Source organism: Niallia nealsonii, from assembly GCF_002835805.1.
Taxonomy (GTDB): Bacteria; Bacillota; Bacilli; order Bacillales; family Cytobacillaceae; genus Niallia; species Niallia nealsonii.
In genome coordinates this window covers 200,425-214,862 of the sequence record NZ_PISE01000003.1, presented here as the reverse complement: position 1 = coordinate 214,862, position 14,438 = coordinate 200,425, and the positions used below count along the sequence as shown (strand labels likewise).

General features: G+C 33.2%; 12 protein-coding genes and 1 other annotated feature. Of the genes, 1 reads left to right on the top strand and 11 read right to left on the bottom strand.

Annotated elements, in window-relative coordinates; translation table 11 throughout:
- Positions 1-157: 157 nt before the first annotated feature.
- The 9 genes from cls to CWS01_RS01470 all read right to left on the bottom strand — a co-directional run bounded on the left by cls (position 158) and on the right by CWS01_RS01470 (position 10,262).
- A complete protein-coding gene (gene cls, locus CWS01_RS01510; RefSeq protein WP_157827516.1) occupies positions 158-1,675 on the bottom strand; it encodes a cardiolipin synthase in 1,518 nt (505 codons plus the stop codon).
- Positions 1,676-1,831: 156 nt separating this feature from the next.
- Entirely contained in the window at positions 1,832-2,488 is a 657-nt protein-coding gene (gene mecA / locus CWS01_RS01505) for an adaptor protein MecA (protein ID WP_101175272.1), read from the bottom strand.
- Positions 2,489-3,007: 519 nt separating this feature from the next.
- Complete coding sequence (gene spxA / locus CWS01_RS01500) at positions 3,008-3,403, bottom strand: transcriptional regulator SpxA (RefSeq protein ID WP_101175271.1); 396 nt, start codon at positions 3,401-3,403, stop codon at positions 3,008-3,010.
- Between the two features lie 512 nt (positions 3,404-3,915).
- Positions 3,916-4,491, bottom strand: a complete 576-nt coding sequence (locus tag CWS01_RS01495; RefSeq protein ID WP_101175270.1) for a GNAT family N-acetyltransferase — start codon at positions 4,489-4,491, stop codon at positions 3,916-3,918.
- Between the two features lie 186 nt (positions 4,492-4,677).
- The gene (locus CWS01_RS01490; protein ID WP_101175269.1) at positions 4,678-5,613 is read right to left on the bottom strand and encodes an ABC transporter ATP-binding protein; all 936 of its coding nucleotides are present in this window, start codon (positions 5,611-5,613) and stop codon (positions 4,678-4,680) included.
- Complete coding sequence (locus CWS01_RS01485; protein ID WP_101175268.1) at positions 5,606-6,682, bottom strand: ABC transporter ATP-binding protein; 1,077 nt, start codon at positions 6,680-6,682, stop codon at positions 5,606-5,608. The genes CWS01_RS01490 and CWS01_RS01485 overlap by 8 nt, the downstream gene beginning before the upstream one ends.
- Positions 6,683-6,694: 12 nt before the next feature.
- Entirely contained in the window at positions 6,695-7,612 is a 918-nt protein-coding gene (locus tag CWS01_RS01480) for an ABC transporter permease (RefSeq protein WP_101175267.1), read from the bottom strand.
- A 2-nt stretch (positions 7,613-7,614) separates the two neighbouring features.
- The gene (locus CWS01_RS01475) at positions 7,615-8,550 is read right to left on the bottom strand and encodes an ABC transporter permease (RefSeq protein ID WP_101175266.1); all 936 of its coding nucleotides are present in this window, start codon (positions 8,548-8,550) and stop codon (positions 7,615-7,617) included.
- 95 nt (positions 8,551-8,645) lie between these two features.
- On the bottom strand, positions 8,646-10,262 hold the full coding sequence (locus CWS01_RS01470; RefSeq protein ID WP_101175265.1) for a peptide ABC transporter substrate-binding protein: 1,617 nt from the start codon (positions 10,260-10,262) through the stop codon (positions 8,646-8,648).
- 530 nt (positions 10,263-10,792) lie between these two features.
- Positions 10,793-11,014: a binding site (T-box leader), on the top strand.
- Positions 11,015-11,126: 112 nt separating this feature from the next.
- On the opposite strand from CWS01_RS01470, the gene trpS reads away from it, so the two are divergent.
- Complete coding sequence (gene trpS / locus CWS01_RS01465; protein WP_101175264.1) at positions 11,127-12,116, top strand: tryptophan--tRNA ligase; 990 nt, start codon at positions 11,127-11,129, stop codon at positions 12,114-12,116.
- A 243-nt stretch (positions 12,117-12,359) separates the two neighbouring features.
- Here the strand turns inward: trpS and CWS01_RS01460 are convergent, their stop codons facing one another.
- On the bottom strand, positions 12,360-13,106 hold the full coding sequence (locus CWS01_RS01460) for a YjbA family protein (protein ID WP_101175263.1): 747 nt from the start codon (positions 13,104-13,106) through the stop codon (positions 12,360-12,362).
- A 326-nt stretch (positions 13,107-13,432) separates the two neighbouring features.
- Positions 13,433-14,131, bottom strand: coding sequence for a DUF2268 domain-containing protein (locus CWS01_RS01455; RefSeq protein ID WP_101175262.1), 699 nt, complete (start codon positions 14,129-14,131; stop codon positions 13,433-13,435).
- Positions 14,132-14,438 lie beyond the last annotated feature (307 nt).

The following is a 14,438-nucleotide window of genomic DNA, read 5'->3' as shown; positions in this document are numbered from 1 at the left end:
GGAAAGGCAACGAGAAATCAAGGTTAATAGAAACCTTGCTAAGTAAAAGCTCGATAGAAAACAACACAGACTATACCCCGTCCTGTTACAGCGTCTGTGTAACCTCTAGCTCTATCGTGCCTTAAAAAGCAATCAGTATGGAAGTAGAAGCTTCACCTTATAATAACGGCGACAATAGTCTAGAAGTAGATTCTAATATCCGAAACCCTATATGTCTTTTATTGAATTCAGTTAAATGAAGCTCCTTGGAATACTGCATATCATGCACTAACTCTTTTACTAATTTCTTCGTACTATTTGTTTTATATAAAAAAGCACTGACTTCAAAATTCAGATGAAAGCTCCGCATGTCCATATTGCATGTTCCAATTGAAGCGATTTCTCCATCTACTACAACAATTTTGCTATGCATAAATCCTTTTTCATACTCGTATACACGGACTCCTGCTTCTAATAAATCTGTAAAATAGGAACGTGAAGCATGAAAAACAATTCGCTTATCTGGTTTATTGGGGACAAGTAGTCTAACATCAAGTCCACTTAATGAAGCGATCTTAATGGCTGAAAAAATATCTTCATCTGGAATGAAATAAGGGGTCGCAATCCATATCGATTTTGTCGCTGTTGTCATCATGCTAAAAAATATATTTTTTATAACACTCCATTCATTATCAGGTCCGCCAGCAATTAACTGCACTCCACCATGTGTATTTTCTTCCGAAGCAGGAGTTAAATAGTCGATTGTCAAAAAACTGCTGTTTGTCATATAAAACCAATCTTGCAAAAAAATAAGCTGCAAAGATCTAACTGCTTCTCCTCTCACCATTAAATGAGTATCACGCCAGAAGCCAATGGAAGGATTTCGACTTAAATACTCATCTCCAATATTTAATCCACCAACAAATCCTACATTGCCATCAATCACAATAATCTTTCGGTGATTTCGAAAGTTAAATTTACTATTTAATACAGGCATTCTAACTGGTCCAAACGCAATCATTTCAATGCCAGCTGACTTAAGATTTTGAATATATTTTTTCGATAATTGCCAAGAACCAACTGAATCGTATAAAAATCTAATTTTCACTCCCTCTTTTGCCTTTTTTACTAATATTTCTTTTATTTCTTCACCAATTTTATCGTGGCGGACGATATAGTATTCTAAATGGATATGATGCTTTGCCCCTTTAAGCGCTTCAAGTATTGCAGAAAAAGTCTCTTCTCCATTTGTTAGAATATTTGTTGATGACCCAAAGGAAATAGGGGTATTACTCAATTTTTCAGCCAGACGAAATAAATTTTTTTGATGCACTTCTAATTGTTCTATTCGTTCTTCAGTACCATAACTAATTTCCCTTTCAATACTAAGGAATGCCTCTTTATCCAAAAAATACTTCTTTCGATACATTCGCTCTTTCCGATAATTCCGACCAAATAATAAATAAAAAATAAATCCAACTATAGGAAAACTGCCCAATACAATAAGCCAAGTTAATGTTTGGGTTGGATGTCTGTTTTCAAAAAAGATAACAAATCCAATAAAAATAACAGAAAAGCTAATCAGCATGCTTAACTGTCCATAAACTCCTCCTTTTATCGTAATAAAAAAATTAGAAATATAAACAAACAGTCCTGACACTGCTAAAAAAATACTTAATCTAGCTGTATGATTCACCTGTGAACACCTGCCCATATTTCTTTTTTATCTTTACTATTAATAGTCTTCCCTCTTAATTTTATATGTACCCTAATGATGAATAATAAATGCCTCTTCCTAAACGATATGTCATTTATTCAAAAAAAAATACCGATTTCATTAAAAATCGGTATTTTAAGAAAAGTACTTTCTTAATTCTTCCATTAAATTATTTTCAATAATTGTTTTTCCATACTCTTCTAGTACATGAATGGTTGTTTTTGTTTCCTGCCCATATTCTAAAAGAATGCTTAACAGGTTATCTACTTCTTCCTCATCTACATCTTCTAAAAAGCGCATAAATACATAGTATATATTTTTATAGCTATAAAGTTTTAAATCCACATCTTCTAAACCATGCACTTTTGACAATGCTATCACATCTTCAAAATCTTTGAATTCAATTACAAATTCTAAAATTTCATCATAATCTTCTTCGATATCGTTAACAGAAAACTGCTGATCAATTAAATCTTCGAAACGCTCATCTAGCGGCAAATCCTTTAGCTTATCCTCTGGTATAGAAATTTCAAATTTTTGTCCATCTTTAGATAATTGTGCTCTTGTTACTAATATCTCTAAGCCTTTATCTAATGCCTGAACTTGAATCCAAAGTGGTCCATCTAGAATGAAGTCTTCTTCTTGATGAACTTCATCCATCATTTCCCAAAATAATTCTTCGCTTCGTTCTCTGTTATACCAAATTTCCTCTCGCTTAAATCCACGCTCTTCTATATCAATGTACGAAATATAAAACTTAACTGTATGATCATTAATGCGTTCTATTTCCATTCTGCAACACTCCCTTCAGGCTATGATGGAAGGGACTAATACCCCCATACAGATCATTTAGTTACTCTTTACCCAATTTATCATATTCGTACTTAGTCATTTCAGCATTTTGTACCTTGTACTTCTATATTTTATGACAAAAGTGATGCAAAGGGAATTAAAATATACTGATAATTTTAAAAACCATTATTCGCCTATTTAAACTTTCTTCCTATTTTATTTATATTAACTAATCTACTCAAAAAGAATGATATTTAGTATTATAGCCGTTCCTAACAATTTCAATCCTTACAGCTTTTAAAGGCATATTAAGAGTTTAAAAAAACATAAAAATAAGTTGTTTTTATTTCTTGTATTTTATCAAAAAGAATCTTCCTTCACAAATTTAATGTTTCTGTTATCATTCTCTTCTTGCCTACTGCATATTATATATATAAAAAGGTCTGACCCTTCTATCCAAATACACACAAGATAGAAACTTGTCAGACCCTATAAATTATAAATAAACTATATTTTTTATTAATTTACTAAACGCTGTGCTTCAAGCAATTGGAATGTACGTACTTTTCTTGGTAAGAAGCGACGGATTTCATCCTCATTATATCCAACTTGAAGTCTTTTCTCATCAATAATAATCGGACGACGCAACAGCCCTGGATTATCTTTAATTAATCCAAATAGATCTTGTAATGGCATCGTTTCTAAGTTTACATTTAATTTTTGAAACGTTTTGCTTCTTGTTGAAATAATCTCGTCTGTTCCATCTTCTGTCATGCGAAGAATCTCTTTGATTTCTTCGATCGATAATGGTTCAGAAAAAATGTTTCTTTCTTTATAAGCGATTTCATGTTCTTCTAACCATGCTTTTGCTTTTCTGCAGGATGTACAACTTGGTGAAGTGTATAATGTTACCATTTTACAAATTCACGCTCCCTTTATTTAGACATGTAATGGAAATAATTTTAAACTATTATAAACACTTGAACATTATATATTCTTAAATTGTAATTAATTTAATCAAGTAATTTATATTAAATATTATACACTAATTATATATATTTTGGTATATGTTTTTTTAAATATGATCAGCCAATTATGCAAACAATTTTTGAAAGGTTCCATCTACTTATTATTTATACTTTTTGCTGTGATTTCCTCCTTTTAATTTTTAGAATTCTGCACTTTTTTTACAGATTTCCTTTGTTTATTTTTAACTTATTAATATAGACGATTAAGATAGAAAAAGGTTTCATTTTTATTATTAAATATTATTTTTTTTTATGTTTTTTATTATTTTAAAAGCTACTACTTTTTTATACCCGTCCTACTTATTTTATAAACCCACTAAATAAATTCTCAATTACGACAACTTCATTGAAAATTCGATAGAAACATACATACTATTTTTAAAGGCTTTACATAATTAGTCAAATTTCATCAAAAATATCTTTCCTTCTGCTTTTACTATTTTTTTGAATTACTTCATCTACGGGCTCGTACGCCTCCCCATAAAAATGTGTATCTTTATACGTATGAATTTTTTTATAAGTTTTTACTAGTGCTTGTAAAACAACATCTTCTCCTTCTCCATTTGGAGCCCAGTACAAAATTTCCATCTCATTAATTTCTTTAGTTGCCAATGACTTTCTTTTATAACCAATAGAAGTCGCATGTTGAAAACCTTCTCGCTGATAAAACACTAGTCTTTTTTTGGTGTCTGAATCTTTATAATTAACAGGTTCCACTTCTAAAATAATCGGCTTATCTTTTGCCTTTAATTTTTCTATTAGTTGATGGCCAATTCCCATCCCTCTTGACTCAGCTGAGACGAATAAATAGTCTATAAAAATAAACTCATCTGCTTCTACATACATTAACACATGGTATTTCCCCTCATCTTTATGATACAATTCCGGAAAATCCTCCAACAGTGCCTCTATATGATCTTGTGATTTCATTTCTTCAATTGGAAAATATTCATTTAATTTTTCATACCAATGCATAAATAAAACTCCTTATTACATTATTTAAAACTCACTTTATGTATTATTCTATTATTAACATACCCTAATCTTCTTTAAAATAGCTTAATTCTTTTTTACTTTATTTTTTAACGCGTATTAGTTCTTTCTCAAAGCTATTATTAAACATAAAAAAATAACGATCTCATATTTAGAGATCGTTATTAGTCAATCTTTATATTCTGCCTGGTATTTTTTAAATTCTGCTTCTGAGCAATAAACAAAATGTCCTGATCTTACTTCACGCATTTTTACTTCTTCGCCTTCTTTATATTGATGAACACGAGGATCATAAGTTGTTCTTTTACGAGTGCGCTCTGTTTCAGGATCAGGCAAAGGAATTGCAGATAAAAGAGATTTTGTGTATGGATGAATTGGATTATTATATAGGTCATCTGCTGGTGCAAGTTCCACCAATTTGCCGAAATACATTACACCAATTCGATCACTTATATATTTTACCATGGATAGGTCATGGGCAATAAATAAATACGTTAATCCTTTTTCTTTTTGAAGTTTTTTCATTAAGTTAACAACCTGTGCTTGAATGGAAACGTCCAAGGCTGAAATTGGTTCATCCGCAATAATGAAATCCGGATCAACAGCAAGTGCTCTTGCAATTCCAATACGCTGTCTTTGTCCACCTGAAAACTCGTGTGGATAACGGTTGGCATGCTCTTTATTTAGACCAACTGTATTAAGCAGCTCGTATACCTTTTCCATACGCTCTTGTTTCGTTTTTGCTAAGCCATGAATATCGATGCCCTCTGCAATAATATCAGCAACCGTCATTCTTGGATTTAAGGAAGCGTAAGGATCTTGGAAAATCATTTGCATTTTGCGATTGAATTTTTTCAAATCTGCTTTTGATTTTTTCCCGTGAACATTTTCTCCATTAAATAAAACTTCTCCACTTGTTGCTTCATATAATCGAATAATCGTTCTTCCTGTTGTTGATTTACCACAACCTGATTCTCCAACAAGTCCAAGTGTTTCCCCTTTATAAATGTCAAATGTCACATCATCAACTGCTTTTACTAAGTTTGGTCTTCCCACATTAAAATGCTGTTTTAAATGTTTAATTTCAAGTAATTTCTCAGCCATTGATTTTATCCCCCTCTACTAGTACTGGTTTTGCAAAGTTAGAGGATAACGGACGAATTTTTTCTTTAACTGATGCAGGCGGCTCTACTTTTGGAGCATCTGGATGCAATAACCAAGACTTTACAAAATGAGTTTCTGACACTTGATAAACAGGTGGTTCTTGTTCAAAATCAATCGCCAAAGCATATGGATTTCTTGCCGCAAACGCATCTCCAACTGGCGGATTTGTTAAATCTGGCGGTGTTCCAGGAATAGCTGCCAATTCTGTTTGATCATCATTATCTAAACTCGGCATAGATGCAAGTAAACCCCATGTATATGGATGTCTTGGATCATAGAAAATTTCATCAACGGTTCCCATTTCCACGATTTGGCCAGCATACATTACAGCTACCCGATCAGCAACATTCGCAACAACGCCAAGATCATGGGTAATAAAGATAATGCTTGTTTCTAATTTATTTTGCAGTTCTTTCATTAAATCAAGAATTTGCGCTTGAATGGTTACATCTAGTGCTGTCGTCGGTTCATCAGCAATTAGCAAATGAGGATTCGCTGCCAATGCAATAGCAATCATTGCCCGTTGTCTCATACCACCAGAAAACTCATGGGGATATTGATTAACACGCTTTTCAGGCATGGCAATCCCTACAAGCGTCAACAATTCGATTGCTCTCTTTTTAGCAGCATCTTTGGACATATTTTGATGCTTAATCAATACTTCCATAATTTGATTTCCAATACGCATTGTCGGATTCAAGGATGTCATTGGATCTTGGAAAATCATACTCATTTCTTTCCCACGAATTTGCTGCATTTGTTTCTCTTTTTTTGGAACAATATCGACTCCATTAAACAAAATTTGTCCACCTTTAATTTCACCTGGCGGCATTGGAATTAGCTTCATTAATGTTTGAGAAGTCACACTTTTTCCTGATCCTGATTCTCCTACAATTGCCAATGTCTCTCCTTTATATAAATCAAAGGATACACCACGAACTGCTTGCACTTCTCCTCCATACGTATGGAATGAGACCTTTAAATCTTTTACTTCTAATAATTTTTCCATCTATCTCACTCCTTACTTACGTTGTCTTGGATCTAATGCATCGCGAATTCCGTCGCCAATAACATTAAACGCAAAAATGGTTAAACAAATAAACATAGCTGGGAAAAATAAGCGCCACGGATAATAAGTCATAGCAGAAATTCCATCATTTGCCATTGTACCCCAACTTGCTAATGGCGGCGTTAACCCTAGTCCTAAATAACTTAAAAACGCTTCTGTAAAGATTGCAGTTGGAACTGTTAATGTTAATGTAACTAGAATTGGACCCATTGCATTTGGAATTAAATGTTTGCTCATAATTCTTGTAATTCCTGAACCTAATGTTCTAGAAGCTAAAATATATTCTTGATTTTTTAGAGACAATACTTGTCCACGCACAATACGCGCCATGTTGATCCATCCAGTAATACTCATAGCAAGAATCATTGTGCCTAATCCTTGGCCTAGAACAACCATTAATAGAATTACTAATAATAAATACGGAATTCCGTATAACACGTCGGCAATACGCATCATTACTTCATCTGTTTTTCCGCCTTTATAACCAGAGATACCTCCCCAAATTACACCAATTGCCAAGTCAATTAACGCTGCTGCTATTCCGATAAACAATGAAATTTTTGCACCATACCAGATACGTGCAAACATATCCCGTCCAAGATCATCTGTGCCAAAATAATGCTCCGCACTTGGAGGTTGATTTGCTTTCATTAAATCATTTTGATAATAATTATACGGCGTTAGTAATGGACCAATAAGTGCCATAACAATAAGAATAATCAATATCACTAGACCTGAAATAGCAAGTTTATTTTTTCTGAAACGCATAAAAACATCTTTCCAGAAAGAAAGACTAGGTTTCGTAATTTTTTCCGCCTCTATCTTGCTGTTGCCTACTACTGTAAATTTATCTTTTGAAATTTGCTGCATGCTTATTCTCCTTTCTTCCCGCCAGCTAATTTAATGCGCGGATCGATTAATCCATACAAGATATCGACGAGAAGAACAGATACTAATAGGATAATACTATAGAACACTGTTACACCCATAATAACTGTATAGTCACGGTTTCCAATACTTTTTACAAAGTGAGCACCAAGCCCTGGAATACCGAAGATTTTTTCGATAACAAAACTTCCTGTTACAACACCTGCTGATAATGGCCCCATATACGATACAACTGGAAGAATCGCATTTCTAATAGTATGCTTCACCGTTATAACAAACTCTCCTAGACCTTTTGCTTTTGCAGTTTTAATATAATCATTGTTTAACACTTCAAGCATAGAAGATCGAGTTAGTCTTGCAATAAATGCTGTTGGTCCTGCAGCAAGTGCGATTGCTGGAAGCACACTTTGAGAGAATGTTCCCCATCTTGCAACTGGGAACAAGCCTAATTTTATTGCAAATATATATTGCAAAAAGGCTGCCATTATAAAAGAAGGCACAGAAATTCCTAGTACTGCAATAATCATTGCTAAATAATCTTGCCATTTATTATGCTTTAATGCTGCGATAATTCCTAATGTTACTCCAACAGCTAAAGCAATAAATATCGCTTCAAGTCCTAATACTAAAGAAACTGGGAAACCTTCATTAATTAAATCGTTCACTGTTTGACTTTTATATTTAAAAGATGGGCCAAAATCCCACTGTACTATTCGTAGTAAATATTCTCCATACTGTACATACCATGGGTCATTTAATCCATAGTGCTCATTTAAATTAGCTTCAATTGCTGGCGGTAGCTGCTTTTCTGATGTAAACGGATTACCTGGTGCCAAGCGCATGAAGAAAAACGTTGCTGTAACAATAAGCAGTAAAGACAGAATCATAAACAGCAGACGTCTTGTCAAATACTTTATCATGGTTTAACCTCCATTATTTTCTAATTAGATCCAATTAGAAAGGAAGGTATATGAAGCTATTGCTCCATATACCTTTTAACTTTTGATTTACTTTATTATTCGAAATATGCCCATTTTAATTGAGCATCACCAAGACCAGAAATTACAATACCTTTAAGGTTATCTTTTTGTACCCAGCTATCTGTGTAGAAGTAGATAGGAGCAATTGGAAGTTCATCCATAAGAATTGCTTCTGCATCTTTTAATAATTGTTGACGTTTAGTTGCGTCTGTTTCTTTTTGTGATTCATTGATCAGCTTTTTAAATTCAGCATTTTCCCAATTTGTATCATTATTTCCGCCTTTTTTGTCACGGTATAACTCAAGGAAGTTGATTGCATCATTAAAGTCGCCTAACCAAGCCATACGTCCAATTTGGTAGTCTCCAGAATGCAATTTATCGATGTAAACTGCCCATTCTTCATTACCTAATTTTACGTTGATTCCTAAGTTCTTTTTCCACATATCTTGAACTGCTTGTGCAATTTTCGCATGTGCTTCGTCTGTGTTATAAGATAAAGTGATTGCAGGAAGTTCAGATACATCACTATATCCTAACTCTTTTAAACCTTTAGCTAATGCTTCTTTTGCTGCCGCTACATCATTATCTTTAAAATAACCTTCTTTTTCGTTCTCAGGGAACATACTTGGTGGAACCGCTGCCATTGCTGGGATTTGTCCGCCTTGTGTAATTTGTTCTACAATTGATTTACGATCGATTGCATATGTTAATGCTTTACGGATATTTACATTGTTTAATGGTTTTACTTCTGTATTAAATTTATACCAGTAAGTACCAGCAATTGCTTGTGTTTGAAGTGTACCTTTATCTTTTAATGCTTTCATAGAATCAGTTGGCACTGTATCAAAAGGAGCTCCAGCACGATCTAATTCATCATTGTCAAACATGCTTAATGTAGTATTTGGATCGTTAATCATAGAAAACTCAACAGATTCTAATTTTACAGTATCTTTATCCCAATAAGTATCGTTTTTCTCAAGAACTATTTTTTCTGAATGAGACCACTCTGTCATTTTAAACGGTCCATTTGAAACATAATCATCGCTAGCATCTTTGTACCAGTCTGGATTTGCTTCTGCTACTTTATGGTTAACAGGCAAGTAAGTATAAAATGCTGTTAATTGTGTGAAATATGGTGTTGGGTTTACTAATGTAACTTCTAATGTTTTTTCATCTACTGCTTTTACGGCTACATCATCCAATTTGCCTTTGCCCATGTTAGCAGCTTCAGCACCTTTAATGTAGTACAATTGGTAAGCATATTGTGATTCATTTTTAGGATCTAATGCCCATTTCCAAGCATAAACGAAATCTTCTGCAGTTACTGCATCACCGTTTGTCCATTTTGCATCACGAAGTTTGAATGTATATGTTTTTTGATCATCTGACACTTGAATGTCTTCTGCGATTGCTTTTTCTGGCTCTCCATCTTTACCGATTCGAGTTAAACCATCAAATGTTTGACGCAATACATTACCTGATGCAGAATCATTTGCTAAACCAGGGTTTAAAGAGAATGGTTCAGTTGTAAGATTTAAACGCAAGTTTTGAGATGCTTTTTCATCATCGCTGCTTTTTCCGCCGCCGCATGCAGCAAGAAATGCGCTAAGTGCAAGCACTAAACTAAGAAGTACGAGCATTTTTTTCTTCATAGTTATTACCCCCCTATATTTTTTTCCACGTGTGGATCTTTCGAAAATTAGGTTCTCCAGAAAAAAAACAAGAATACATTTTGGTTTTTTAACAGAATAGTCAGTTAATTACAGCGTATTTAACCTATCTGTTATATCAATAAAAAGAAAAATAACTTTTCCGCTTTAAACCATTATTATTTTTGTAGTCTACTATAGTAATAGTAAAAAATAATTATGTATTTATCCTGCATCCTTTGTTTAAATAATCTGAAATATTAATCTCCTGTCCACTCGTATTTTCAATTATATATATGCATATAATATATTGCAAGAATTTTTTGTAGAATTTCGTAGAATAAAATACTATTTAGAAATATTTTAATACACTAAAACATTGCAATATTTAACTTTTCTCCTTGATGCATTTCTACAGCAATTTTTTTTGTTATATTTTTAAAATAGCTTTACTTCTAGATAATTAAGTTCTTTGCTTTTCTTGATTTTTCATGCAAATTAGTTTAATTTAGAAATATAAAAAATATTTTTAGAATGATGCTTTGATAAAGAGTAGTACTTATACATTTGGTTTAGAAGAGAGTTTGTGGGTGGTGAAAACAAACAGCCGTGTATAAGGAATGGACTTTTGAGCACTGAAGTGGAAATGCACAAAGTTTGCAAACTATACTTTCAGCGATTGCCTTTCGATATCAAGGCTTTAAGTGGCTTTTTTAAGCAATTTAGGGTGGCACCGCGGACCATTCGTCCCTATTCAAATAATAGGAGACGTATGGTCCTTTTTGTATTTATTTAAATAAAGCACCTCAAAGATAATCATTCGTTAGTAGAAGCAAACCATTCACATATAAAAATTAGGAGGCTATTATGAAAACTATTTTTTCAGGAATACAGCCAAGCGGCACGATTACATTAGGAAATTATATTGGAGCATTAAGTCAATTTGTAGAATTGCAAAACGAGTATAACTGTTACTTTTGCATCGTCGACCAACATGCAATCACGGTACCACAAGATCGACTAGCTCTTCGCAACAATATTCGTTCTCTTGCTGCACTTTATGTTGCAGTAGGAATTGATCCATCTAAAGCAACATTGTTTATTCAATCAGAGGTTCCTGCACATGCACAAGGTGCTTGGATTATGCAATGCGTCTCTTATATTGGAGAATTAGAAAGAATGACACAATTTAAAGATAAATCAGCAGGTAAGGATGCTGTTTCTGCTGCACTATTAACCTATCCTCCTCTAATGGCTGCAGATATATTATTATACGGAACAGACATTGTTCCTGTTGGGGAAGATCAAAAACAGCATTTGGAATTAACTCGTGATTTAGCAGAGAGATTTAATAAAAAGTATAATGATATTTTAACGATTCCAGAAGTTCGCATTCCAAAGGTCGGAGCACGCATTATGTCTTTACAAGAACCAACAAAAAAAATGAGCAAATCCGATCCAAATAAAAAAGCGACCATCACATTATTAGATGAACCAGCTCAAATTGTGAAAAAGATTAAAAGTGCAGTTACTGACTCAGAAGGCATTGTGAAATATGATAAAGAAAATAAACCAGGTGTATCTAACCTTCTATCTATTTACTCCATTCTTTCAGGTGAAAGCATCAAAACCCTCGAATCACGATATGAAGGAAAAGGTTATGGAGACTTTAAAGCTGATTTAGCAGAAGTAGTCGTAAAAAGCCTACAGCCAATCCAAGAAAAATATACAGAGTTAATGAATTCTACTGAACTTGACGACATTTTAGATCTAGGAGCAGAAAAAGCTAATAAAGTTGCAGGGAAAATGGTCAAAAAAATGGAGAATGCAATGGGATTAGGAAGAAAACGCCGATAAAGTGAAACTTCAATCAGTGGGAGTTTTCTTCATCTCCACTGATTGTTAGTTGAACCAATCAGGCTTTTACGGGCAAGTTTCTATCCACCTAGATTTCTCGTTTTCTTTTATAATCCCTTAGGTGGGGGTCAAAAGCCCGTTAATGCGTGATAAAATCTCTTGCCTAGCAATTCTACTATAACAGAAATTATAGAGACTTATATCCAACAAAAAGCTGCAGCCAGTTATGGCTGCAGCTTTTTGTTAATTTACACGAGGGCCATTTTCCACTTCCCATAGTTTTTCAAAAAATGGCTGTCCTTTTATTATTTTTTCACAAAACTGCTCATGTTTAGCAGTCCATCCATATTTGGTATTCTCATATAGTTCGTTCCAAGCATTCTCAAAATCTAAATGTTGAATTTCAAAATATCGTTCTGGACTCCACTCTGTATACCAATATCGCACTTCCGCTACATTTTCTGAAGAGTACAGCTGGTCTAACGCCATAAACAATAATTGCTTTAATTGCCGTTCTTTTCTTGTTAGCCCATTCATAATCTCCGGTTCAGGCGACAAAATATGAAATTCTTTTTGTTCTTCATTGATTCGATACGTATAAGAAATCGTTTCTTGACTCTCTAATAATTCATAAGCAAGTTGCTCTTGTCTTGGTATCATTCTGCTTTTTCTGATCGGCACAGAATATCCAAGAGTATCGACAACAAGAATCCCTATACCATCTGATACAACAAAACAATAATCGAGTTGAATTCGTTCGTGATTTTTTCTTAAATAGGCTTTTTGGTATATTTCATCCAGTAATTGTTTTGGCAGTTCTGCTAAATCATTCTCTATGTAGTTAAATAAAACGGAATCTATTTTTAATAGCGGAACTTGATCCAGCAACTCTACTCCATCATCTTTCCGCCATTCATGAAAATGACAAATATTATAGCCATTTTCTTCCCCTTCAAACCAATTTACCCAAACATCATGAAGATACTGCATATTATAACCCCTCACTTCAACATCTGTTTGTCAATCAGTATGGGCATAGATTAGGAATTTTATTCCTAATTTTTAAGCTTTTGTTACATTTTTCTTCTAAATAAAACTAATTATTTTTTCTTTTTTCGATCTCTTTTTATCTATTTATCCCCTACTAATAGGCAAACAGTTTTTTTAGCAAATTCTATTTATCTCTATTTATATGCTCTTGTTTTGTTTTATATGTACAAGTTGATAACTACACTAGCCAAAGATAATGGAGATGCACGATAGAAAGCTATGTATCCCCATCATTTGTGCTGTTCCTCTTACTTGATCAACCCAGACTATTCATCATCAAGGATCGACTGGATGAATACTCTGCTATCTGACTTAAATAATCTTATATCCGCCAAATTTCTCTGGTTCAAATAATTGCTTACCAAATAATACCCTAAACAGTAGCCAATCATGTCTGGATGAGGACCTAAACCAAAAAGCAATGAATCATGTAATTTTTCTGTTTTCAATATGTTCAAATTTTCCTTGAAATCTTCTTCCCAATACTTTAGTAGTTCTTTTTCTTTATACATTTGACACCAATAAGCATTATACTGCTTGCCGCAATATTGTTTGACAGCATGCTCTGCCAATCCTTCCATAATAATGGAATCTAGCAAAGTATACTCTTCTATTTGCTTCTTTTGATTATGGATGCGGCATACATGATGATACTCATGAATAAACAATGCTTCTATTTCTTTATCATCTTCTATATGCCCAATAAACAAAAATAATTTATCAGGAAATGATACACCAGATTTTTTTTCCTTGCTTTTCCGATGTGGTTCAAATGGAAAAATATAAATAGGAATATCTGGACCTCTCCATAATTTTTTATACTTCACAAAAATACTTTGCACTTTCCCCCATACTTTCTGTTCCACAAGTTTTTCATAAATTTCTTTTGTTTGGCGATTTGGACGGTACATGCCAAAATTCACTAGGTATTGATAAACTCGTTTAGCACGATCTTCTTTAAACAAATCTGCAAATTCTTCGCATATAGCAACAGGTTTTGAAAAATTAGCTTCTAACCATTTATCTGTTTTTATTACCCCATTTATTTTTCTCCTTTACATTTTATCTTTAATAAAAAAATATTAGCGCCCTCTAAAACTTTGTATTCCTGATTTATTACTGTATGTTCATCATCAATAAATGTGAAAAAAAAACTTGTATGAATTTCTCATACAAGTTTTTTAGATTATTTTTCTTATTTTAAATCCACAGCCACAAATAATGGAATGTTTTAATCGTTTAATTGGCTGATTACATTGCAAACATATCTCG